Below are 24,442 nucleotides of genomic sequence, written 5' to 3' on the forward strand. Positions count from 1 at the left end.
CCCGGTGTAATTTAGTTTTTACTCAGTATAAGCTAGGGTTCAACATCCAGGGGTAGCGCCAATCCACAGCCCCAGCGATTGAGAACGACACCTTCTTTAGGAAACCATTCGACTTTCCAAGATTGCCATGAACAGAGCGATCGCTCCAACACATAGACGCTACCCGCAGGCACGGCATAGCGTCCGCGTGACAGTCGCTTGGGTTTAGTTGGATCTTTCCCACCCATGCGATAGCGAAAAGATTGGGGGCGATCGGTCAGCATGGTTTGGACGGGTTTCCACTGCGGCGGATAACGGCAGGAGAGGCGATTGGAACCCCAAACGGCAGGCGTAATCAGGGCAAAGGTTTTACCCACGTCTTGCTGGAGCAATTGCTGAATGCTGCTGCTAGATTTGATTGGAATACAGCGGACATCTGCTAAATGTCCCTCGCCACCGAAGCGATACCAGCCGGATTCGAGTTCCATGTTAGACAGGTAGACTAAACAAATTCCGGGTTCTATCTGAACGCTGTTTTCTAAGAATAAACTGCCCTGAACTTCGTCTTCGTCTTGGGACACAGCAACGCGGCGTTGTTCTAGTTCTAGGCGAGGATGGAGATGGGGCAAAAATTCCCAGGGTGATGAGTGAATTTTCTGGGGCGATCGCCACTGATCGATCGCCACCCATCCGCCACTCTCTAGCTTTTCCTTGGGCTTTTTGCCGCTGGCATAGCACCATTCTCCATTTGTCCAGACGAGGCGATTGCAAATCTTACCATCCTTCACCAGGTAGTTCATTGGAGTGGGCACATAGAAGTTTTGGGTTTGATCTAGTTCATCAATATTTGCCCAAAAAGAACCCGCGAGTTGTAAAGACTGCACACGATCGTTACCGTATGCTGCCGCAAATAATCCTGAAACCGTCGCAGCACTGGGTGGAAAGCTCGTGCCCGATCGCCCCACCAAGTTTTCGGGTGATAGAAACCGTCCAGCACTGCCATACAGCAAGCCCAGCGGCTCGATCGCAATGAGGTATTCAAACATTCCCTTTCCCCCAATCTCGATGCAAATGAAACCCCACTTTCGCGAGGTTAATCACCCAATCTTTCAGAGCTTCAGCAATTTCGTCATCTGGTATTTTTCCCCGTTTACCTAAAATGCCAGCGCGTCCTCTAGGGTATTCTGGACTAGACGACAGGTTCCACCAATAATTCTGATTCAGTAGATCTTGTTCATCCTTGAAGTATGCCTTAAATAGACTGGTGACGACTTCCAGGTGAATGTTTTTTCCTGTTCCGAAAGCATGACGGGATTCAAGTTCAGCAACATCATTGTAGAGATGTGCCCAGTTTTGTTCTCCTTCGCGTTTATTGCGATCGCGGTATGATTCAAAGAGTCCGTTTTCGAGAATCCACCAAGGACAAGCCCATTCTAAACAGTTGCCGCTGTTGAAAAGAATACGAAAACTAATGCGATCGCGTCCCATTGATTTAGCGTTCTTTTCGGCATCTCGACAGTGTTGCAAAACCTCGCGCTGAGGAATCTTGGGAGCAGCCCAGACAAAGCCAACGCTGACGTTAATTTTCTTACTCTCAGATCCATCCCAAACTTGAGACTTAAAGCGGGTAAAGAAACTTAAGCACTCATGAGCCTGTAGCTGACTTTTGGCGTGAAACAAAACGCCCAGAAAATCATCGCCGCCCGCATACACAATGCGACTAGCATCGCCAGGAATCGTGGAATTACCTTTAAATGTTTGTCCCCATTGCCGCATCGTTGTACTAAATGCTGTAATCTCTTTTGGGCTTTTGTTTTCTAAATACTTGCCTGCCGCGTCTCCATCTCCTTGAAACCACCCTGTCCAATATTCAGGATCGCTGGGGTTGCGTTTGCGTTTAAGGCGATTGAGTTCTCGAAAGGATTCAGGACGGAGTTCAGTGGCGATCGTTCTCACGAGTTTATCCAGTTCATCAATCTTGTATCCTTGTTTTAAGTTAAGCGTTCTTTTAAGGTTCTTTCTCAATCTCTGAGCAATTAACCCATGAGTGATTAATCGCTTCACCAACTCTGGGATACTGAGTTCTTCCCGTGGGTCAATAAAGGATTTACCAAGGCGATCGCTGAGTTGTTTGTAGAATGCTTTGACCTTTGTTTTCTCAGCTTGATAGTCGTAGCAGCGAGGGTCGGCGATGCGTCCAAGATCAGGATAAGCGATCGCATCTACCCCAGATAATGTAGAGCTTTCGCCCGTCCAATTAATGCCTGTCCATTGGCGCGATCGCTTTTGTTCGGTCAGTTTATCTTTGACTTGAGTCACAGTTTCACCCGGTTTGCCCTGCACCCAGAAAAACTCCCAAGCATGATTTGTCCACAAACTCCACTCTCTTTCCCAGCAATAGTCCCAACTTTTATCTTGTTCAATCCATTGGCGACAGGTTTCGACGACGCATCGCCAAGCTTGTTGAAATGCTTTGTGAGCTTCGTCTTTAGAAAAATCGCCTTCAACAATAATGACGTTGGGCAATCCTTGCGCCACGTTGGTCAGGGCTGGGGAGATAATGTTGAGGTTAGGGTTGGTTTCGGCGGCGTGACAAATTGCCCAGGAGAGAAAGGAGAGCAGATACGAGCTACCGTAGAGGTCACGGAGTTTGCGGGAATTGGTGATGAAGCCTTGGATGGGGGCGAAGGTGATGGCGGTGTAAGAAGTCGGAGAGAGCAACAAGTTCATAAGCTCAAAATCTCTTTGAATTCACTAAAACATAGCTCAAGATAGGCTACAGGCAATTGCTACAAAGAAGCTCTACCCGTAGCCTGTGAAAAGCAGCTAGGTTAAGAACGAGGCAGCTTCTTCTTCCGACGGGGTATGGATGGGTAGCGCCTTGAACGGTCTAAACACTCTTTCGACGTCAACTCGAAGTGTGCCGCCAAAGATAGGCATAGAAAGTCGAACTTGCCGCTTGCTATTAGCCTGCGGTCGCGGTGTTCCCTATGAGGATAGCTTTGAAGAACTGCTGCCATCAGTCCACTTATGGACTTCTTGAAACGTTGAAGGATGGCGAAAATGAAAATGGGCGATGATAGCAAAAACTTGACAAACGGATCTAGAAGAAATTGGATTTTCATTGGGTAAGTTTCTTGTTTATTACAAATGTTTGTTGCGTTCTGTTGTTTGTTGGGTTGGGTTGAGAGGATCAAGTTAATACATACTTTGACTCCATTCACTTAAATAGTCACTCCATGTACCCTGACATGCTAGCACCATAAAACTAAAATTTGTCATCAAAGATTGTAAAGTTAGGTAGCTGACTAAGCCTTTCTACACCGTTGTTTTGATAAGCAGCCCGCCATAATCCGCTAGAATAGTAACATGACCGATAGTACTTATCGGATTAGTTGAAAACAACTTATTTATGACAACCGTTTGATGCGTTTCTGTATCACAAAGCATCTGTCCTTTGGGCAGGTGCGATCGGATTAGTTGGAAACTGAATGATGTCATGCCACGGCTTCTGTTCATCAGTTGTTCCCGATCGGTTGCGATCGGATTAGTTGGAAACGCACCTGTTAGGATGAGCGCACCAATCCATTTCTCCAGTTCCCGATCGGTTGCGATCGGATTAGTTGGAAACTCGAAAATGTCTCCGTCAGTTGCCTGGAAAATGTAGATTTTCCAAATCAGCAGAAAAATCGGGGTTCTCTGTCGATCAACTGGGACTTACCAGCCTTCGTCAGAACCCCGATTTTCAAAACAACGATTAGATACACCCATTGACGATATTTTTGATAGAACCTCGCAGAGTAGAAAAACATCCGGCAGGCAAGGTTAGCTTCTGCATAGAACCCATTTGACATCTTCTGGCTTCTTCCTGCTTAGCTACCCAGTGATGAGGGCGATCGCTCAATTAGTCAAACCCTCACTTGCCAATCCCTACAGATGATTACACAGAACTGGACTACCATTGCGATCGCCCATCGACTTTCGACTTATTCATCAGGGCGATCGCATTTATGTATGGAGCGAGGACAACTAGTGGAGCAGGGCAAGCACGAGAAATGACTGGAACTTGGAAGGATTTATGCCACGCCCTAGCACATTCAAATGGGAGTGCTTTGATCTCCATTAACAGAAAGCGCGAAATCACTGAAGTGAACTTTGCGGGCAACCGACCCCTCTAGTCTGAGACGATCGAACCCTGTTCTAGCACAATAATTTGATCGGCTCGTTGTAGTACTGACTCACGATGAGAGACTACTAGACAGGTTGGTTGCCAGTGGGTTGCGTCAGCTTGCTCAAACTGGTCTTTAACTGCAAAAAGACGAGACCATAAACGCTGTTCAGTTTCAATATCCAATGCGCTAGACAAATCGTCAAAAACTAACAACTCAGGTTTGTGAACAAACATCCGGGTGGCAGCCGATCGCTGCTGTTGTCCTCCCGATAAACGAACGCCCTTTGCCCCAATCATTGTCTCTAGTCCTGCTGGCATCGCGGCAATATCTTGTTCAAACACCGCTAAAGCGATCGCTTGTTCTAGCACTTGTTCATCAGGTTCTAGCCCCAGCAGCAGATTCTCTCTAAGGGTGTAACTAAACAGTTGGGGTGCTTGTGGGGTATAGGCAGTTTGGGGCGGAACGAAGAACCTCGCTGGATGCTCAACGAGTTGATGGTTCCAGTAAATTGCCCCGGTTTGCTGAGGTAATAATCCTAAAAGCACCCGCAACAACGTGGTTTTACCTGAACCTACACGTCCAGTGATCACCGTCAAACTACCCCTTGCCAACGACAGATTAACGTCAAAGATACCGCGATCGCTTCCAGGATAACGATAAGTTAGGTTGTGGACAGTCAAGCTGTGTAGCTGATTCGATCGATCAGGTTGTTGAATAGGCGGTAACGGTGGTTTTTGTCCTCGCAGATTATGCAAATAAAGTGGCGTTGCTGCAACCAGTGCAGACGGGGAAGGACTGCTATCTATAGTGGAAGGAGATGGCATCTTTTGCTCCTGCTTTAACAGTGAAGTCATTCGCTCGAAGGCGACTTCTGTTTGCTTTGACAAAGTTAAGAACCCTCCTAGGAACGAAAGAAATTCTGTGACAAAGGATAGATAGTAAACAAACAGGGCAAAATCACCCACTGTCAACACAGCGGCTCCATTGGCGATCGCGAGGGAGGCAACCAGCAAAATTAGCCCAGTTCCGATGCTAACCAAGTTCTCCAAACTGGAATTCAATGCCGCCATAAACACTTGATCTCGAACCATTGAGCGTCGCCGCTGTTCGTTGAGATGACGGAAATGATCGAGGACGATCGCCTCTGCACCCGCGACTTGAATCGCTTGTACGGCACTGAACATTTCGGCAATCAACCCGGTAACTTGTTGAGTGGCTTGGCGGCTAGTGCGGCGATATTGCTTAATTCGTTTTTCAGCCAATTGAATGAGAATAGCAATGAGCACTAGCGGTAAAAAAACAAATAACGTTAATGGAATACTCACGTTAAGAAGAATTGCGATCGATATAGCCGCAAATATTCCTGCACCTACAATCTCATTGGTTCCTACTACAGTATCTTCAATTTGTGCGACATCTTCCCGAAAATAGCTGATGATCTCTCCTGGCGATACCGTTTTACCATTCTCAAGCATGAACGGTTCAGCCCCAGGACGACGAAACAATTGTTCTAACAAATTGCACTGTACCAGTGAACTTATGGTAAATCGATGCTGTGTTTTGGTGATACGCCCTGCAAAAATTGCCACGATGCGTCCTAGTCCTGTGGCGAATAACAGAGCAATCAGCGCTTGAGGAGACACACTGTTCTGAGATTGGTTCGTCAACGTGTTAAAAAACTCACGGATGATCAGTCCCAGGATGGCAGGCAATCCCATGATAAACATCCATAAAAAACTGTCTATCAGGTATAACCGGGGTGCATACCGAATCATTTCCCAAAGGAGTTTCCAGATTGAGCTTTGCTTAGTTGAAGTCATGTTGCTATGGTTGGGCTACTACCTCTCAATAGGAATGATACTGTGATTACGGTTGCAGCGATCGCTATGGTTACTCTAGATGGCAAAGTCACAATTTAATTACCCTCCACTATTCCGCCAGGTGAGCATAAATTGGTGCTGATAATTGATGAAATCTCTACCGAAAATAAATGTCCACCCCTAGGTTTTCTGCAATTCACTGTTAATAGCTCAATGCCCTCTAGGTTATACTGAAATTAGTTTTACCGGGAAATTCTGCTATGGTACATCTTGATGAGAATCCTCCCTTTATTAGTGAGGAGGTCATTTACGATATTGATTTGCCTCCCAGCGACTTATATAGTGACGAGCCAGCCTTGGAAACCGATCTTCACCGCAACCAGATTGACCTATTGATTCGGCTACTGAACTATTGGTGGCAAGATCGTCAAGATTTCTACATTTCTGGCAACCTGACGGTTTACTACAATAAGCAGCAACTCAAGTCGCGCGATTTTCGAGGACCGGATGTGTTCATCGTGTTAGGCACCGAAAAGAAAAATCGTCGCAGTTGGGCGATCTGGGAAGAAGGGGGTAAATATCCCAATGTGGTGATTGAACTACTTTCTAGCTCCACGGCAAGTATAGACAGAGGTGCTAAGAAAACTCTGTATCAAGACGTGTGGCGCGTACCAGAATATTACTGGTTTCACCCAGAAACGCTAGAATTCGCAGGATTTCGGTTGGTGGGTGGTAGTTATTTAGATATTGCATCAACTCAGAGCGATCGATTGCCTAGTGAGCAGTTGGGGCTAGAGCTTGGAATGCATGAGCGGCAGTTGCGCTGGTTTACGGCAGAGGGCGATCTGGTTCTCTTACCTGAAGACGGGGAACGACAACGGGCAGAGCAGGAATATCAACGGGCAGAGCAGGAATATCAACGGGCAGAGCAAGCCCAACAACGATTAGAGCAGCTAGAGGTGTTTCTGCGATCGCAGGGAATTGACCCAAACCAACTGCCTGAATCATAGGGGGCGCGCGATCGCTATGGTTACTCCAGATGTCAAAGTCACAATTCAATAGTCATAGCTGGGATTTCGGTGTCTAGCCAGAGGATTTTCTGCGATCGCAGCGCATTGATCCGAATCAACTGCCTGATTTGTAATTGGGGCGATCGACAGAGAAGAATTGAGTTGTTGTCATGGCGTTAGTTACTTTTTACCTTTCATTTATCTATTAGATGCTTAAACAGATCGTCAAGAATCAGGTTTGCATCCACTGGAGTTGATCCAGAAATCCAAATTTCACTGCTGACTTCATACACTTTGCTAGTTTGAACCGCTTCTAACTGAGACCAAAGAGGATGTTTGATAAACTGATCTAACTTAGAAGGTTCATGCCCTCCAAGCAGCAGAAAAATCACATCACCTGCCATTTGTGGGATCGCTTCTAGTGAAAGATTTTCAACCGACCACTCGTCTTTATCCTGAAACGGAGAACGCAGGAAACCAGCCTCTTCAATAACCTGCCCTCCAATACATTGTTTGAAATAAATGCGAACATCGGTTGCAAAGAAATTGACCAGAGACACTTGGGTTTTAGAAATTTGCTCGCCCATCCGTGCTCGAAACTCACCCACTCGTTGCTGATACTCATTTAGAATGCGATCGGCTTCTTGAGTTTTTCCCAGTACATCAGCATAAGCTTTGAAGGCATTCTGCCACTTTGAATAAGCCTTATCGCCATCAAAGAAAATTACCGTGGGAGCAATTTTTGATAATTGAGCGTAGATTTCTATAGGATAAGTTCCCATAATCAAGTCAGGCTGTAAGCGAACGATCTTCTCTAAACTTGGTTGCCCAATTACCCCAATATTTTCAATTCCCTCGGTTTGTTCTGTCAGAAAGCTACGAAATTGATTCATCTCATACGTGGCTGCCCCGATTGGTTTAACACCCAAAACCAGGACACTATCTAATGCCGTTAACACCACAATTCGCTGAGGACTTACGGGAACGCAGGTTTCTCCCATTGTGTGTTTGACTATTCGACAATTGGTAGAAGATAAACGATTGCTTGAGACAGAAAAATTAGAGGTACTGCTCTGGCAAGCCACTATCCATAATGAAATTAGCAGTGACAGCAGAATCGATCTCATTTGTCGATTGAGTATGTCTGGTTTGGCAGTCATGAAGGCATTCATTCAGATGATAGTTTTTTATTAATAAAGTTAAATTAGAATTGTACTGAAACTGTTCCCAAAACTGTAAATGGAGCGCCCACGAATAACCCGTATTGAGCATCTTCGTAGTACCGAGTACTGGTCAGATTTTTGAAGTTTAGCGCTACCCGCCAGTTGTCACGGCGATAAAACAGGCTAGCATCCGCACGGACATAAGAGGGAATGACAAAATCATTTGGCAGTTCAGCTTCCCGATCGCCCACATAAAACACACCGATCCCAAAGCCCAATCCTTGCAAATTGCCACTCTGAAGTTCGTAGGTTGTCCACAGGCTGGCTCCCTGATCGGGCGCGATTTGTAATCTGTCGCCTTCAGGCAGCGTACTATCTTTGGTCACGATCGCGTCATTCAGAAACGCAGACGCAAAGAGATTCCAGCCAGTCAGAATCTCTCCACCAATATCAAACTCAATCCCACGACTCCTGACTGCTCCAACCGGAACGGAAAAATTGGGATCGTCAGGGTCATTGGTGAGAATGTTGGTTTTGGTAATTTCGTAAACAGCAAGGTTCGCTGCCAGATCGCCAAATTCAGCCCTGACTCCTATTTCATACTGAGTGCCGCGTGTCGGTTCAATTAAGTCGCCTTCACGGGTTGTGGTGTTGTTGGGGACAAAGGATTGACTAAAGCTGCCATATAGGGAGATCGGTTCGATCGGCTGATAGACGATTCCTGCACGCGGGGAAAATGCCTCGTTGTAAAAATCATTAGAGTTGTCTGTGCGGACTCCTTCAAAAATACTATTGATTTCAACGTTCTGATTAATCGAATCATACCTGCCTCCCAAAAGTAGTTTTAGATTAGGTAACAATGTAATTTGATCTTGAAGATAAACTCCAACGGTATCGCTTGAGTTAGGATTGATAAACGTGTAGTCATCCCGTGCTGAAAACGGTGTACCGTAGATGGGATAAAGAACATTGATTGCAGAATTTTCAGTTGATTCAAATACAGAAGTTTTACCGCTTGAGGTGCGTAGCTCCAACCCGAAGAGTAGCTGATGCTGGATCGAACCTGTGTTGAACCGAGTCATTAAATCTGTTTGCCAGGTGTAGCTACTGCTGTAGGTTTCACCTAATCGTGAGTATCGCTCCCATAGGTTTGTTTGAGGATCAAATCCAAATAGCCCAAAACCGTCATTTTGTCCTTCCGAAAAGACAGCACTGATGGCGCTGTTGAGGCGCAGACTGTCGCTAAACTCGTGTTCAAAGCTCAGAATTAGCGAATGATCGGTGCTATCTAATCGATCGCCATCTGGTTCGTTGTAATTGCGGCTTCTGGGTAACTCGAAGGCGATCGGGTCAATGGGTAAGCCACTATAGGACGCTTGATCAATATGGGTGTAATCGTAGGAAAATGATAAGGCGGTGGCATCACTAAATTCGTAGCGAAGGATGGGGGCGATCGAGATCAATTCTCCATTGACAAAATCGGCAAAGCTGCCAAAGTTTTCATAGGACGCATTAAATCGGTAAAGCAGTCGTTCATCTTCGGTTAACGGCCCAGAGAGATCGATCGAACCTTCATAAAAACTGTAGCTTCCAGCCGTTAATTCTGCTGAATAGTAAGGTTCTCTCAGAGGTTGTTTTGTGACAAAGTTGATAATGCCACCCGGTTCACCTGTACCGTACAATACTGAAGCCGGGCCGCGCAGAATTTCAATGCGTTCCAGATTACTCGGAGTCTGAACACGAGCCGAAGTTCCATCTCCCCCAGACGGAATCCGAAAGCCATTTCTCAGCGTGGTGGAAGAGTCAAACCCGCGAATTAGGAAAGAACTGGAGGCGGCTCTGGTATCTGCGGCAGAGGCAACCCCGACCGCATTCCGCAACACATCTTCAACCCGTGTTGCTCCTTGATCTTCAATCACCTGACGAGGAATGATTTGAATTGACTGAGGAATATCTCTCAGAGGTGTATCAGTTCGGGTAGCTGTACTAGCATTCGGAACAGCATAGCCTTCATCTTGTTCACCCGTTACCACGACCTGAATGGCATCTTCTTCAGATCCTGCCCTTCCTTCTGCACTAGCAACCACACTCAACACCAATCCCTGCGCTTCCGTTCTCACCTCAGTCGTTGGTGGCGCATCCAATCCTGTAATCGCCACACGAATTCCGCTTTCTCTAGAAGTAACGGATATTAGGGCAATTCCTTCAGCCGGATTCGCTTGCTGAAACTCCTCTCCATTTGGCAAAACCAGCACCGCATTAGGAATGTCCGCAATCAAGGCATTTCCCATCACCGAAGTGGCAGGAGCCGTCAGATCGCCCTCAGCCGTCTCTAGTACCACCTCCAAGCCCGACTCGGTATCCTTCACCCGAACTCCGATCACCTGAATTAGCGACTGTGCCAGATATGATTCCTCTTGCGCCAACCATTTCTCAACCGTTGTTGCAGTAGCATTTGGCTCATTAGCCTTCAACCCGTCAGCATTTAACCCATGAAGCAGCGGCATATCAGCACTACCCGTCTCTGCCCTGGTGGGTTCACTGATAGCGATCGCCGCCCCAATTACGCCGAACAGCACTCCATATTTTAGCCACTGCACTTGATTCATTACTCTCACACCGCTGCTCTACACACTACTTAATTGCAAATTATTCTCAAATAATTAGGCAAACTATAGGATGAATAGGATAGCTGTGTCTGCCAGGCAACGGAATTTTTTAGTCACTGAGCGGAATGTTTAAAGACTTTAGGACTAACACCAAATTCCCGCTTGAAGGCAGCAGCAAAATGACCAGGGTGAGTATATCCCACCAGACAAGTCACCTCAGTCACACTCATTTCCGTATCTTGCAGCAATTGGCGGGCTTTGATGAGACGCTGTTGTCGAATGTAGCCAAACACCGTTGTACTAAATACCTGGCGAAAGCCGCGCTTGAGCGTACAGTCGTTTAGCCCCACGGCATGAGCCAAATCGAGCAGTGAAGGGGGATGGTCTAGCTGTTGGGTCACTAACTCTCTGGCTTGATAAATTCGCTCAATATCCGATCGCTTGAGAATAGGGTGCGGCTGCGATCGCTCGGACTGCAAAAAACGAGCAGACTGTAGCGCAATGAGTTCTAGGGCTTTTCCTTCCAAATACACTTGCTGAATCGAGCCACTGTAGGGACAGTTAAGAATTTGCTGAAGCACGAACTGAATATTAGGAGCAAGCACTCCAAGAGGAGCATCCCACTTATCCTGATGCAACTCGACCACTTCCCGTAGTTCAGCCGGAATCAATTCCAATTGCTCCTGACTGAAGGATTGAGCGCCCTGTTGAGTCCTCAAGTGCAAGTCAATTTTGACAACTCTGCCCTTGCCCTGCCATTCTTGGAACTCAGCATGGGTTCGATTTTCGGATAGCATCAAAAAACCATTTGAAATATCCGTATTACCATGATGGGTCAGATCACAGTCCAACAGATCGAAGCCAAACTCCAGTGTCAGCCCTGGTATTTCCGGTAGGTTTTCCTCAATTAACCCATCATCTAGCCAGTAATCTCGAATCAGCAGGTTCAGCCCGTGGCGCAAGTTCAGCGATCGCTTGTAGCTACGATTATTCGCATCAGGGGCTTGAATCAACAGATCGAAACTACCCGTTTGGCTAAAGCCCAGGTTTGTTGAGGTAGGCTGTGAGGTGGGCTGCGATGCTATCTGTGCCGATGCTGGCAGATCCTTTTCTGAGAGGATGATTGTCATAGGGTGGTTAATTTTGCTAAAAAAAAGCAAGTCTGCATCTGGATTATAAATGAGATATATTCTCATTTTCTGCTGGCGATCGCCCGTCAATCGATCGCTGCCATCAGTCGCTCCATTCTTTTGGCATATACTAAAGTGAGTCACGTCAGCTTTGAGCACGGGATGCAATGAGTCAACAACTTCTCAAGACTGAAGCAAAGACTGAAGCCGAGACTGAAGCGATCGTCCCGGAGCTTGACATCAGCCATCTTGCGATCGAGGATGATCAGCCCGTGGATAATTTTCAATCAGAATTGCAGCAGCGCCTCTTGGTCGAACCCATCTGTAGCGCCAAGGTTTTGGTTTCTCCGTTTCTCGCTGCCGCCAATGTCGGACTATTCTATCAGTACAAGGGCGATCCGATTGTTCCCGATATGCTGTTGAGTTTGGGCGTACAGCGGGCTGAGGACTTCGCCGAACGTCGCCATCGCTCTTATTTTGTTTGGGAGTTTGGCAAAGTACCGGATGTTTGCATTGAAATTGTCTCGAATCAGGAAGGCGATGAACTTTCCCTAAGCCAAAAATCGCGGCAGAAAGGTAAAACCCTCTGTAAAAAAGACATTTATGCTCAGATTGGTGTGCCTTATTATGTTGTGATTGATCCGCTGCGGCAGATCCAGGGCAAGGCTGAGATGGACGGGGCGTTACTACGCGTCTGGGCAATTTCTCCAACGGGCTACACAGAGCTAACTTCCCTTGAAGGCATCGTTGAGATTCAGCAATCGGTGTGGTTAGAGCGGATTGGACTGGGACTAACCCTTTGGGAAGGCGCGTTTGAGGAAGAAATCTCTAGGCTGTGGTTGCGCTGGTGCGATCGTCAGGGGCAGGTCATTTTGACAGGAGCAGAAGGGCAGGAGATCGAGCGCCAGCGGGCAGAACAGGAGCGCCAGCGGGCAGAACAGGAGCGCCAAGCCAAGGAGCAAGCCCAACAGCGATTAGAACAGCTAGAGGTGTTTTTGCGATCGCAGGGCATTGACCCGAATCAGCTACCTGAAGAGTAGGAGGGCGATCGTTAGTAAAAAATCCAGTGGTAAATCTATTTGTTTTGAGGAGATAAGAGTTGTTTAAGCAGCAAAATTAACTCTGGAACATCTTGACGAATCACATCCCACACTACTTCAGCATCTACTTTGTCGTACTGATGTGCCAGGATATTTTGCATTCCGATAATGTCTTTCCAAGGCACAGTTGAATGTTCTACCCGAAACTTATCTGATAAACGGTTTGCGGCTTTGCCAATGACTAAAATCTCGTAGAAAACAGCAGCTTGGGTACGGCGATCGGATTCTAAAGAAGCGTAATCCAGACCAGCCGTGAAGTTAAGAATTTCCTCGGCTGCATTAACCATGTCCCGAATTGATTGCTGGTCACGCGACATACAAAACTTGAGCAGAATTCAAAATGTTGCGACTGCGAGCAGGGTTGTGGCTTTGTTGAATTGATTTTTTGGTGAGTATATCCACGTTTCTCCCTAGCAGGTCTTCTAGTTCATGTTTAATTTGAGCTAGAGTCAACAATCCCTTTCTAGCATTAGGGGCAAAGCTAATTAATACATCAATGTCGCTATTAGGTCTGAAGTCATCTCGTAAGACAGAACCAAATAGCGCAAATTCAATAATTTGATGGCGATCGCACAGTTCTTTGATTTGAGCCATTGGTAATTCGAGGGTATGAATCGTCATGACGGCTAATATCACTTTTGCTGTAATTATTAGCATAGCTGAAATTTCGGTGCCTAGCCAGAGCGTTCCCTGCGATCGCAGGGCATTGATCCAAATCAGCTGCCCGAATTGTAGGGGTGACAATTCGGGTATAGAATTTGCTGTTAGGGATCTGTTTTTTCCATTAAGGGAAGCAAGAGCGGAGGCAGTTTTTCTAGAATCAACTGATCGGTAATAGGACCACGAGTGACGCTACCCCAAAGCTGATAATCAACGAAGAAAACCTGCCCATTCTTGAACGCTTGCATTTGCCGTAAGAGCGGAGTTTTGCTCCATTGCTGTTCAATTTCTAGTTGCGGATCATAAAGTTCCTCTGACCACGCCAAAACGAAAATCAGATCGGTTTCAATTTGGGGAAGAATCTCTAGGGAAACTTGGACATTTGCCCCTGATTTAAGAGACACATCTTCAGGCGATATAATCTCAAACCCGATCGCCCGTAACATATCAGCCGCCTTACTATCATCTGCCATAGCAATAGAATTGCTGAGACGATTAGAATGAATCACTAGAACTTTTGGGTAGGCTGCAACAACCGGAGCCAATTCTTTGCGAGCTAGGGCAGTTTGTTGAGGATAGTTTTCAAGTAATTGTTGTGCTTGTTGTTCTCGTCCTAGTGCTTTAGCAATTCCTCCAATGCTATGCTTCCAATGCTGATCATCGTTCATGCCAACATCACTAAATAGGAGGGTTGGTGCAATTTTAGATAGTAAATCATAGTGTTTTTTGGAAGTCCAAGACTCACCCAAAATCAGATCGGGTTTTAGTTGGGTGAGCAGTTCCAACGAGGGATTATCTCGGTTGCCCACGTTGATGGGTTGAGTCGTCACATAACGCCCTAAAAAGGGAATTTGCTGCTCTGGACGATCGAACTTGCGCAGATTGAGTGTGCTAGCTTCTGCATAGGCGATCGGTTGAACACCCAGAGACAAAATACTATCAAGAATATGGGGACTGAGTACTGCCACCCGCTGTGGTTGACCACAAATTTTGGTTTCTCCTAGTTCATGGGGCACCATGCGGCAGTTAGGGGGTGGCGATATTGCCGATTGCGGTTGAGGGGGCGATCGATCGCTGCAAGCTCCTATCACAAGAATTGCAATGAGACTCAGTAGAAATAGCCGAAGCCGAAAGATATGCATAATGCAATGATCAGACATTAAAATTCAACCGAAACAGTTGCCAGCACATTAATGGGGGCACCCGGATAAATAATGGATCTGGACTGTACTGTCTCATAGTATTCAATGTCAAACAAGTTGCGCACATTCACGCCCACTCTCCAGTTATCACGCCGATAAAATATCGTAGCATCTGCTCGTAAAAAGCTAGGCAACTGAAGATTGCTGTTGGGTAATTCTCCTTCCCGTTCTCCTGTAAAAAACAATCCCAGTCCAAATCCTAACCCCTGAAAATCTCCGTCTTGAATTTCGTAGGTTGACCATAGGTTAGCAGTGTGGTCTGCCACGTTGGTTGGGCGATCGCCCTCTGGAATGCTGTTATCTTCAGAAACTCGTGCATCAGTATAGGCATAGCCTGCAATGATATTCCAACCGGGCAGAATTTCGCCTGCTAAGTTTAGCTCTACACCTTGGCTGCGCTGTTCTCCCAGGGCGATCGAAAAGTCTGGATTATCGGGGTTAGTGGTGAGAATGTTGGACTTGGTGATATCGAATGCTGCCAAAGTACCTGAAAGCCTGCCGTCTAGAAAATCACCCTTGATGCCGATCTCATATTGACTGCCGCGCTCTGGATCGAAGACAGAATTATCAGCAGAGCGCCCGATGTTGGCAGCAAAGCCTTCACTGTAGCTAGCGTAAAGAGAAATCTCGTCGCTGGGCTGGTAAACTACTCCTATGCGTGGGCTAAAAGCACTGTTGGTTTGCTCAGTAGATGATCCATCGTAGGGGAAACGAGTATCTTGTGTAATGTGATCAAAGCGACCTCCCACCAAGACAATGAGATTATCTATTAGATTGATCTGATCTTGCACATAGATGCCAAGCGTATCGACAAAAGTCAGTTCATTGTATGGAGATGCTAAATCATTGGGGCGATCGACATCATAGTTTGGGTTGAAAATATCGATCGATGGTAAAGCCCCAGAGAGAAGATCATAGTAGCGTGTCCGACGGTTTAGCTCCACACCCATTAACAATTCATGGGTAATACTTCCCGTAGAAAATTCGCCTACGACTTCTGTTTGCAGCGCATAGTTTTCGTTAAGAAACTCATCTACATCCAGTCTTCGAGGGGAAAATTGATCGTCTACTACATCACCATCGACCACGACACTTTCTCCATCTGCAAAAGCCGAATAGATCGACAAGGCATTACGGATTCGCCAATCTTCGCTAAAGCGATGCTCAAAGTTATAGCCCGCTCGGAAGACTGTTTCACTGTACTTGTCTAGGGAAGGATAGCCCAAGAAACGATTGATCGGTAAAACTAGAGAACCATCGCTCAGCGCCACTAAACCGCGATCGAAAACCGGATCGTTGTCCAGATATTCAAAATTGAACGTTATGGTTGTGTTATCGCTAATATCCCAGGTTAATACCGGAGCCACAAAGAACCGTTCTGTGTGATTATAATCTCGAAAACTACCAGAATTTTGATAGGCAAGGTTAAGACGATATCGCAAATCACCATCGTTGTCGATCGAACCAGAAATATCTAATTCCGGACGATAAAAACTAAATTGCCCACCTGTAAATTCAAACGAGTAGTAGGGCTGCTCAGTGGGCTGTTCCGTAATGACATTGATGATGCCGCCGGGTTGGGCTTGCCCAAACAGAACAGAAGACGGACCCCGCAAAACTTCTATTTGTTCAATATTAGCCGGATCAGAAATGCTGTAGAAATCGTTATCCCGAAAACCGTTTCTAAAATTTCCTTCTTGCTCAAAGCCCCGAATTTTATAAGAACCGCCTTCACCGCCACCATAATTTCCCTGGCGCGTCACACCGCTGACATTCTGAAGTGCGTCTTGGAGGCGAGTTACTTGCTGATCTTCTAAAACTTGGCGGGGAATGACTTGAATGGATTGGGGAATGTCTCGAATGGGTGTATCGGTACGAGTTGCAGTTGTAGCACTCGACGGATTATAACCCTCATCCTGTTCACCCGTTACCACAACCTGAATGGCATCTGCATCACTATCTGCCACTGCTGCTCCCGGCAATACGCTCAACACCAATCCTTGAGCATTGGGGTTCACCTCTGCTGTGGGTGGAGCACCTGTTCCTGTGATGGCAACTCGTACTTGGTTGCCTGGTAAATTGGTCACGCTAACTAAGGCAATCCCCTCTGTTGGGTTACTCTGCGAATACTCATTCCCATCGGGTAATGCCAGCACTGCATTGGGAAAATCTGCAATCAAAGCATTGCCCACCGATCGCGTCATTGGCGTGAGCACATCCCCCTCTGTCGTTTCCAACACCACCTGCAAACCTGACTCTGTTGCTTCTACTCGCACCCCTGTAATTTGTACCAGGGATTGAGCAATTTCGGTCATCCAGTCCTCTACCGTGGTGGCAGGCTGATCCGGTTCACTGAGAGGGGCTAGGTCACCGAGAGGAGCGATCGCGGCTGTTGAAGAACTTGAGGCAAAAGACGATTCACCTAATGCCTCTGGAGTTGTGTCTGGAGCTAGTGGGTCTGGAGCCGTTGTATTCGGGGCTGCAATCTGCGGATTGATAATTTCCTCGATCGCTCTCACAGGTCGCATTTCCACAGCCAGCGCACTGAACACCAAAAGACTCACTAAGAAGGGCGATCGCGCAGCATCTCTAGCAAAAAAGCGCACTAACATTCCAGCAAAAAACTTGCCATTACTCCAATTCTTCAAACTGATTCCCATCGCTCTTCCCACACCTTTTAAGACGAACTATCAATTTCTTAGAACTTTATCATTACTAAGAACTATTCTCAAAAAGATACTGGAAAATCAAACCACATGGGTACTAGCGATCGCTCTCAGCCGGATCTTTTTGCGCCCTAACCGGATTTCCTACTCAACTGTTTTAATTCCATTCATCGATCAAATACTTGAATAAATCATCTAGGACAACATTAGCTCCTACGGGTCCGTATCCAGCTAGCCAAGCCTTAGCATCCACTAGGTAGACTCGTCCCTCCTTAACGGCTTTTAATTGCAACCACAAAGGATGACTCAATAGTTTTTCTACGCTAGACGGATTGTTACCTCCGATCGCCACAAAAATTACATCTCCCGCCATTTTGGGAATCAACTCTAACGAAAGATTTTCATTAACACGCTCCCTGTCTTGCAAGGGGGGACGCGGTAGCCCAATATCGCTCAAGATTTGTCCACTGAATGATCGCTTCATATAAATGCGATAGTTATCCCATGCCACAACAACAGAAACTTGAGTTTGAGAAAGCCTTTTCCCTATCTTCTGCTGAAAGCTTGTAATTCGCTTGTGATAGTCGGCTATCAGAGCATCCGCTTCTTGCTGTTTTCCAAGTGCTTCACCGTAGGTTTTCAACCATGCTTTCCAATCGATGGTTTCCCCATTTCCAGCAGATACAATCGGCGCAATTTGAGAAAGTTGATGATGGGACTGCCCCCAATAGACATCCAAAATCAAGTCAGGCTGCAACTGCAAAATACTCTCAAGATTAGGCTGCACTAAGTCGCCAACAGATTTAATATTCGTGCTCTTCTCCATCGGCAGTAGGGTACGGAAACGCCCATCATCAACGGTTGCACCTACGGGCTTGACACCCAATGCTAAAACATTGTCCAATAGGTCAAGCGCCACAACCCGCTGGGGATTGACAGGGACACAGGATTTTCCCAGAATGTGCTGAATGACTCGACAGGGAGATCCAGCTTCATCACTGGCATCGACATAAACGCGATCGAGGGTATGGTAGCAGGCGGTTAGGAAGAATGCAGTTAGTAACGCCAACAAATATTTCTGATATTCTCGGGGATAACGCTTTTTATCATGATTAACCATTGCTACTTTCAACTACAGCGAAGATTTCAGCACAACTTAGAATTAGAAATTAATTGAATAACCTAAACGAAACATTCGACCTCTTGCCGCAACATTTCCTGTTTCATCAAAGCCACTGAAATACTGGGAAACCACTGTAGAATACTGTTCGTTGAGCAGGTTTTCAACACTAAAGTTGAGATGTCCGCCAAACAACGGAATGCTGCTGATGAAATCTAATGTTATGTAGCTACCGATCGGCACTGGATCGGTTTTGTCTTCAAACCCGCCATCGCGGTTTCCAACAAAAATTGCCTGTAAACGATTGCGCCAACCAAAGGCAGTTTCATGTTGGACATAAGTTGTGAGTTTGAAGGGAGAAATAGCTAAACTACTGAGCGCAACGAACTCACCTTCAGCATTTTTGAATTCTCCTTCAGTCCAGGTTGTAGTTCCACCCAGTCCCCAACCGCCCCCAGGCTGCCAGTCCAGAGCCGCTTCCAGTCCATAAATTCGTTGGGGTTCACGAGCTAAGGTTGCAGAACGACCTGCTTCTCCAGGGACAATTCTTAACCCTAAATCAGAGTCAGTATAAAATCCAGCTAAGGAGAATTGCAATGTTTGCCAATTCCCCCGAACTCCAAGTTCATAGCTATTGACCTTCTGAGGACTGGTGATGTCTAAATCAGCTTCTACGCTATTGGGAACTTGACCCAAGGCGCGACTATAGTCTGGAGCAGAAAACCCTTGAGCAAAGTTTGCAAATAGATTGATCGTATCCGTTGCTTGATAAACCAGACCCGCATTAAACACCACATCATCAAAGCTGAGACTCCCCCCTTCAACCTGGCGATCGGGTTCAAAGCCAAAGTTTTCTATGGTGTAGTCCTCCACACTTAGCCCAAACTGCTCATAGCGCGCTCCGCCACTGAGAATCCATTGAGGACTCAAATCCCACTGCATTTGAGCAAAAGCACCAAAGTTGTTGACGCGGTAAGCAAATGGGATCTCGTCAACGACTTGTAACGTTCGTTTACCACTTGAATCAAATACTGCGGTATCAAATACATTGGTGGGCTGGTTAACTCTTTCAGAAGAGTAGTCTGCGCCCCAAAGTAAACTCAAGGCAGATGAAAGTGGGGTGTCTATTTGCAGTCTTCCTCCAAATAGTTCGCGTTCATAAACAAACTGCACCACTTCAGGATCTTTAAATTCAAAGGGTCTACCATCAAAGTATTCTCCTCGAAATCCACTACTGCGATAGTAGGCTTGGGCTTGGAGTTGACTACCTAAGAGCGCTTCATGAGTGTAAGTCAAGCTAATGATGGTATTGTCATTACCTGGATTGGGGGCTTCAATATAATTGGCTTCGGGTACTGCAATTCCACGAGCCGCTTGAATTCCTGGAATGTCAAGAATAGATGGATCAGAAATCAGGTTGCTGTTATCGTCTGCATTAAAGTAGTTTGCGGTTAGTTGTAATTGCTGTGTTTCCCCAATGTTAACGCCTAATCCGCCCAGCAGATTGAGTTCTACGCTATCTGTCAGAGTACTTTGACCATAGGGAAGGGGGTTGCCCGCTGCATCATAAGCAGTGCCAATATCATTCCGGGCGATCGAGAAATTGAAGTTAATATCTCCTTCAGTCCCGGCAAATCCAGCTTGAAAGAAATTCCCAAAGCCTTCCCCAGGCAGGGTAACATCATCACCTCGACCCGGTGCATTCACTCCAAATTCAACTGTAGAAATAATTCCCGTTTCACTGGGTCGGCGAGTAATGATATTAATCACCCCACCCGTGCCACCATTACCATAAGTTGCCGTTGCCCCACGGACAATTTCAATTCGTTCGATCGCAGCCGGATCAATACTCCTCAAGTCCCTAGCCTGACTAGAAAAGTTATTTGAGATGATGGGCACTCCATCAATCAAAACTTGAGGAAAACGTCCCCGCAGGTTTTGCCCGCTATTGAGCAGAACAGTTTGGCTAGGTGGGCTAAAGCCAGGCACAAGGTTGCCTAAAATATCCTGGAGGCTCCTGGAAACTCTGGCTTGTTCTGCAATTTCTTCTCGCTCAATAATCGTCACCGATCGCGGTACACTCTGCACATCTTCTTCAGTTCGAGTAGCTGTCACCACTACTTGAATAGCATCATCATTGGTTTCTGCCGCTTCTGCTCCCGGAACTACACTCAAGATTAATCCCTGCGCTTCCGTTCTCACGTCAACCGTTGGTGGAGCCTCTGTGCCTGTGATCGCTACACGAATGCCATCCCCTCTAGGCGTAACGGATATCAGTGCAATTCCCTCGGTCGGATTCGCTTGCTGAAACTCTTTCCCATCCGGCAAAACCAGCACCGCATTGGGAATGTCAGCAATCAGGGCGTTACCAATCACCTGAGTTGAGGGCGTTGGCAATGCTCCGGTTGTTGCCAAAACCAGTTCAAGCCCAGTATCAGTAGCATTCACACGCATTTCAGTAATCTCGATGATTGCGGCTTGAGCAATTTGAGTCAGCCATTGATCAGCGGTTATTGCAGGTTGCTCTAACTCGCTGAGTTGGGAGATATCTGAGCTAGTCTGAAGAGACTGAGACTCTGTAGCAACTTCTGGATCAGCAGATTGCGGCTCAATCTCTGCGTTGTTCTGATTTGCCCAACTGGGTTGAGCGATCGCTATCATGGCTCCCGATACCCAGAGTGTCAGCCAAAAGAGCGATCGCATCAGCGTTGAGGAATGTCTTGTCAGCCTGTTTGGATACCGATCGTGATATAAACGGCGCGAACTCATTTCTTTTTCTCCACACACCACATTTAGCCAACAGTGTAAGATAACTTGTTGTTAGCTAGGAACTATTCTCAGTAAGCTATCAGGAAATAATGTAGTGTGGGCAATGGCGATCGCTCTCATCGGGATCATTTTGCGCCCTAGCCGGATTTTTTGCTTAAAAGATAGGCTTTTGGATTGATACCAAACTGTTTACGGAATGCGGCAGCAAAGCGACTCTGATTGGCGTATCCCACAGTTTGAGCCACTTCTCGGACATTCATCCGGCGATCGCTCAATAGTTGCCGGGCTGTCTCCATACGATATCGATGAATATAGCCAAACACTGTGATGCCAAAAATCTGCCGAAAACCAAGCTTCAACTTAAAATCATTTAGCCCCACTTGCTGCGCCAACTGCATCAAGGAAGGTGGATGATCAGAATGTTCTGTAATGATCTCCCGCGCTAAATAAAGGCGATCGATGTCGTCAGGGTTAAGCGAACACAGCGGTGATCTGATGTATCTATCCCCGGCTTTAACTTGCTCTAATTTCAGAGCGATTAACTCTAAACATTTACTTTCCAAATAAACCTGTCTGGTTGTACCTATAAACGGACAATCTAGAATTTGCTCTAATGCCGATCGCATTGCTGGCGTAATCAAATTGAGGTCACAAAATGAGGATTCGTCATTATCTTCAATTAATTGCCGAACCTCAGCAGGGAAGCTTTCTAGCTCTTCGCCAATGAGTTGATGGAGTTGATCAGGAGACTGTAAATGGATGTCTATTTTTAAGATAGGATCATCTGCGTAGCTTTCCCATACGCCTTCACCTTCATAAGATCCCCAACTGATAAAACTTTCGCCAGTTCGTTTCTCGCTGCGATTACCAGAAATATTAAATCCAAACTCCCATTCGGTTCCAGCAAAGTTATCTTTGACAAATACATTTTCTTGAAGTTGATAATCAAAGATAGAAAGCGACATTCCCCGCAATAGAATTGAACGAACCCAACCACAGCCCAGTAGCGGAGAAATTACTTCCAATTTTTCAGAACTGCCTGAACAGGTTAACGCCTCAGACGTAGGATTATGTTGCCACAGATCGTCATAATCTGCCTGGGAGAGAGTGATGGTCATGGTTGTTGCGATCGCATGTTTAAGGGCAGTTTTATAATGATGAACTAATAGAATTTATTCTCAACTGCTTAGTCAAGATAGTCAAGCGATCAAGCTCGCTATATTAAAGGTTGTACCTTTTTGGAGCTAGCAATCAAAAGCTTTGAGAAGTGCGATCGCTCATCGTTTTGAAGGGTCAGGCGATCGCCATACTCCCGAATCTTTCCCTGTTCCAAAATCAAAATTTGGTTAGCTTGTTGAACGGTAGTTAATCGATGAGCAATAATGATGCCAGTTCGGTTTTGAAAAAGACGCGCGATCGCCCGTTCAATTTGAGTTTCGGTAATGGGGTCAAGCCGTGAAGAGGCTTCATCAAGAATGACTAAACTCGGATTTTTGAGAAATACGCGGGCAAAGGCTAACAATTGAGCTTGTCCGGCAGAAAGTCCGCTGCTATCTGCACCCAGTAAGGTATCGAGTCCGTGGGGAAGTGAATGCAGCCATTCTGTCAGTCCTAACCAATCCAACGTTTCCCGAATCTCTGAATCGCTAACGCGAGAATCGAAAAAAGTTAAATTATCACGAACGCTAGCTTGAAACAGTTGGATATCTTGTGTAACCAATCCAATCCGCTGTCGTAACTGAACGAGAGACGGTTGAGCGATCGGGACTTCACCAATGCAAATCTTGCCCGATTGAATGTCATAGAGTCGCAGCAACAAACGGGCGATCGTGGTTTTGCCGCTGCCTGTGCGTCCTAGTAGTCCTAACACTTGACCTGATGGAAGGTGGAAGGAAATATCCTGGAGTTGAGTGGATGAGGGAATGGGTGAATGAGTAAATGGGTGCGTAAAAACCTGTCCATGCTTTTGCACTGCTGTGTTTTTTTCGGCTGCCTCGTAACTAAACCAAACGTGATCAAATCTAACTGATAGCGCTTCCGGCGGAAGAGAGCGATCGCCCTTATCCTCTAGTTTCGATGTGGTATTGAATAACTCCTGAATGCGGTAAATACTAGCTTCTACTTGTTGCAGTTCTTCCAGTTCTTCGCGGATACGTTCGATCGGTTGGTTGAGCAAATTGGTGTAATGAAAGATGAGATAAGCCGTGCCGATCGTGATGGCGTTTTGATTCCAAAGATAAGCCGCTGTAGCGAGGGCGATCGCATTTCCAGTTGTAAATAATCCCACAGAAGTTGCCCACAGTACCGTGCTGGCAAATCGGGCGTTTTGATAGATCGGCAACCAGCGTTGCAAAATTTCGTGAAATCGACGCATCACGTAGCTGACTGCACCGTTCGCGCGAATATCTTCTCTGCCTGCCAGATGTTCTCCCAGGAAGCCGAAAAACTCTGCCCCCATTTGGCGATATTCCGTCCAAGGCATTACGGCAAACGATCGCAAACTCAACAGCAGCGACAGCGCCATCAATGAGAAAATGCTAAGACTTAGCCCTGCCCGCCAATCTTCAAAGAACAGCACAATTAGAATGCCAACGAGCAAGATACCATTTCCCAGAACATGGATCACTAACTGTGAGAAGAACCGAGAGAGCATCGTCACATCGCCATCTACCCGCTCTAGCAATTCGCCGGAAGTGTGAGATTTGTGGAAGGACAGGTCGAGTCGCAAGCAATGTTCCACCAGATCGGCTCGCAGAGCATTCGTGGCTGTCCAAGCTACGTTTTCGCCGAAGTAGGTAGCGATGACGGTAAGAATCTGGGTTAACAATGCTACACCTGTAAACAGCAGAGCCGCCGTCAACAAAGATTGAGTGGAACCGCCCGCGCTTGCCGTATCGATAAAATAACCCAGCAGTTGCGGATTGAGAATTTGTAAACCGATACTTCCCAACAGGGTTACCGCCAGCCAAACAACGCGATCGCGTTGAGGTTTAAGATAATCTGCTAGGAGATCGCTATATTGCTTGAGAGGAAGTGGCATTC

16 protein-coding genes are annotated in these 24,442 nt (G+C 46.5%); 2 read left to right on the forward strand and 14 right to left on the reverse strand.

What is annotated here, in order from left to right:
* Positions 1-32: 32 nt before the first annotated feature.
* The 3 genes from KME11_06190 to KME11_06200 all read right to left on the reverse strand — a co-directional run bounded on the left by KME11_06190 (position 33) and on the right by KME11_06200 (position 5,971).
* On the reverse strand, positions 33-1,025 hold the full coding sequence (locus KME11_06190) for a CRISPR-associated protein (protein ID MBW4514799.1): 993 nt from the start codon (positions 1,023-1,025) through the stop codon (positions 33-35).
* Complete coding sequence (locus KME11_06195; protein ID MBW4514800.1) at positions 1,018-2,709, reverse strand: hypothetical protein; 1,692 nt, start codon at positions 2,707-2,709, stop codon at positions 1,018-1,020. Before KME11_06195 ends, KME11_06190 begins: the two co-directional genes overlap by 8 nt.
* Before the next feature lie 1,444 nt (positions 2,710-4,153).
* On the reverse strand, positions 4,154-5,971 hold the full coding sequence (locus KME11_06200) for an ABC transporter ATP-binding protein/permease (GenBank protein MBW4514801.1): 1,818 nt from the start codon (positions 5,969-5,971) through the stop codon (positions 4,154-4,156).
* 260 nt (positions 5,972-6,231) lie between these two features.
* On the opposite strand from KME11_06200, the gene KME11_06205 reads away from it, so the two are divergent.
* The gene (locus KME11_06205) at positions 6,232-6,981 is read left to right on the forward strand and encodes a Uma2 family endonuclease (protein ID MBW4514802.1); all 750 of its coding nucleotides are present in this window, start codon (positions 6,232-6,234) and stop codon (positions 6,979-6,981) included.
* 194 nt (positions 6,982-7,175) lie between these two features.
* Here KME11_06205 and KME11_06210 read toward each other — a convergent pair whose 3' ends face one another.
* The 3 genes from KME11_06210 to KME11_06220 all read right to left on the reverse strand — a co-directional run bounded on the left by KME11_06210 (position 7,176) and on the right by KME11_06220 (position 12,042).
* Entirely contained in the window at positions 7,176-7,982 is an 807-nt protein-coding gene (locus tag KME11_06210; protein MBW4514803.1) for an iron-siderophore ABC transporter substrate-binding protein, read from the reverse strand.
* Positions 7,983-8,185: 203 nt separating this feature from the next.
* On the reverse strand, positions 8,186-10,753 hold the full coding sequence (locus KME11_06215) for a TonB-dependent siderophore receptor (protein MBW4514804.1): 2,568 nt from the start codon (positions 10,751-10,753) through the stop codon (positions 8,186-8,188).
* 113 nt (positions 10,754-10,866) lie between these two features.
* A complete protein-coding gene (locus tag KME11_06220; protein ID MBW4514805.1) occupies positions 10,867-12,042 on the reverse strand; it encodes an AraC family transcriptional regulator in 1,176 nt (391 codons plus the stop codon).
* A gap of 8 nt (positions 12,043-12,050) precedes the next feature.
* Between KME11_06220 and KME11_06225 the strand changes: the two genes are divergently transcribed.
* Positions 12,051-12,923: a Uma2 family endonuclease gene (locus KME11_06225; GenBank protein ID MBW4514806.1), complete on the forward strand. Its 873-nt coding sequence runs from the start codon at positions 12,051-12,053 to the stop codon at positions 12,921-12,923.
* A gap of 35 nt (positions 12,924-12,958) precedes the next feature.
* On the opposite strand, the gene KME11_06230 is transcribed toward KME11_06225, so the two are convergent.
* From KME11_06230 to KME11_06265, 8 genes are all read right to left on the reverse strand, one after another.
* Positions 12,959-13,300, reverse strand: coding sequence for a DUF86 domain-containing protein (locus KME11_06230; GenBank protein MBW4514807.1), 342 nt, complete (start codon positions 13,298-13,300; stop codon positions 12,959-12,961).
* The gene (locus tag KME11_06235) at positions 13,290-13,604 is read right to left on the reverse strand and encodes a nucleotidyltransferase family protein (GenBank protein ID MBW4514808.1); all 315 of its coding nucleotides are present in this window, start codon (positions 13,602-13,604) and stop codon (positions 13,290-13,292) included. Before KME11_06235 ends, KME11_06230 begins: the two co-directional genes overlap by 11 nt.
* Positions 13,605-13,747: 143 nt before the next feature.
* Complete coding sequence (locus KME11_06240) at positions 13,748-14,803, reverse strand: iron-siderophore ABC transporter substrate-binding protein (protein ID MBW4514809.1); 1,056 nt, start codon at positions 14,801-14,803, stop codon at positions 13,748-13,750.
* Positions 14,803-17,505: a TonB-dependent receptor gene (locus KME11_06245; protein MBW4514810.1), complete on the reverse strand. Its 2,703-nt coding sequence runs from the start codon at positions 17,503-17,505 to the stop codon at positions 14,803-14,805. The genes KME11_06240 and KME11_06245 overlap by 1 nt, the downstream gene beginning before the upstream one ends.
* 163 nt (positions 17,506-17,668) lie before the next feature.
* On the reverse strand, positions 17,669-18,631 hold the full coding sequence (locus KME11_06250) for an iron-siderophore ABC transporter substrate-binding protein (protein ID MBW4514811.1): 963 nt from the start codon (positions 18,629-18,631) through the stop codon (positions 17,669-17,671).
* Between the two features lie 42 nt (positions 18,632-18,673).
* Entirely contained in the window at positions 18,674-21,400 is a 2,727-nt protein-coding gene (locus KME11_06255; protein ID MBW4514812.1) for a TonB-dependent receptor, read from the reverse strand.
* A 137-nt stretch (positions 21,401-21,537) separates the two neighbouring features.
* The gene (locus KME11_06260) at positions 21,538-22,518 is read right to left on the reverse strand and encodes an AraC family transcriptional regulator (protein ID MBW4514813.1); all 981 of its coding nucleotides are present in this window, start codon (positions 22,516-22,518) and stop codon (positions 21,538-21,540) included.
* A 98-nt stretch (positions 22,519-22,616) separates the two neighbouring features.
* Positions 22,617-24,440, reverse strand: coding sequence for an ABC transporter ATP-binding protein/permease (locus KME11_06265; GenBank protein MBW4514814.1), 1,824 nt, complete (start codon positions 24,438-24,440; stop codon positions 22,617-22,619).
* Positions 24,441-24,442 lie beyond the last annotated feature (2 nt).

The organism is Timaviella obliquedivisa GSE-PSE-MK23-08B, assembly GCA_019358855.1.
Classification (GTDB): Bacteria; Cyanobacteriota; Cyanobacteriia; order Elainellales; family Elainellaceae; genus Timaviella; species Timaviella obliquedivisa.

Excerpts from the sequence above, each read along its gene's own strand:
- KME11_06250 (MBW4514811.1), bottom strand. The coding sequence starts at position 18,631 with ATGGTTAATCATGATAAAAAGCGTTATCCCCGAGAATATCAGAAATAT.
- KME11_06215 (MBW4514804.1), bottom strand. The coding sequence starts at position 10,753 with ATGAATCAAGTGCAGTGGCTAAAATATGGAGTGCTGTTCGGCGTAATT.
- KME11_06265 (MBW4514814.1), bottom strand. The coding sequence starts at position 24,440 with ATGCCACTTCCTCTCAAGCAATATAGCGATCTCCTAGCAGATTATCTT.
- KME11_06200 (MBW4514801.1), bottom strand. The coding sequence starts at position 5,971 with ATGACTTCAACTAAGCAAAGCTCAATCTGGAAACTCCTTTGGGAAATG.
- KME11_06205 (MBW4514802.1), top strand. The coding sequence starts at position 6,232 with ATGGTACATCTTGATGAGAATCCTCCCTTTATTAGTGAGGAGGTCATT.
- KME11_06190 (MBW4514799.1), bottom strand. The coding sequence starts at position 1,025 with ATGTTTGAATACCTCATTGCGATCGAGCCGCTGGGCTTGCTGTATGGC.
- KME11_06210 (MBW4514803.1), bottom strand. The coding sequence starts at position 7,982 with ATGGGAGAAACCTGCGTTCCCGTAAGTCCTCAGCGAATTGTGGTGTTA.
- KME11_06235 (MBW4514808.1), bottom strand. The coding sequence starts at position 13,604 with ATGACGATTCATACCCTCGAATTACCAATGGCTCAAATCAAAGAACTG.
- KME11_06260 (MBW4514813.1), bottom strand. The coding sequence starts at position 22,518 with ATGACCATCACTCTCTCCCAGGCAGATTATGACGATCTGTGGCAACAT.
- KME11_06255 (MBW4514812.1), bottom strand. The coding sequence starts at position 21,400 with ATGAGTTCGCGCCGTTTATATCACGATCGGTATCCAAACAGGCTGACA.
- KME11_06245 (MBW4514810.1), bottom strand. The coding sequence starts at position 17,505 with ATGGGAATCAGTTTGAAGAATTGGAGTAATGGCAAGTTTTTTGCTGGA.
- KME11_06195 (MBW4514800.1), bottom strand. The coding sequence starts at position 2,709 with ATGAACTTGTTGCTCTCTCCGACTTCTTACACCGCCATCACCTTCGCC.
- KME11_06230 (MBW4514807.1), bottom strand. The coding sequence starts at position 13,300 with ATGTCGCGTGACCAGCAATCAATTCGGGACATGGTTAATGCAGCCGAG.
- KME11_06240 (MBW4514809.1), bottom strand. The coding sequence starts at position 14,803 with ATGTCTGATCATTGCATTATGCATATCTTTCGGCTTCGGCTATTTCTA.
- KME11_06225 (MBW4514806.1), top strand. The coding sequence starts at position 12,051 with ATGAGTCAACAACTTCTCAAGACTGAAGCAAAGACTGAAGCCGAGACT.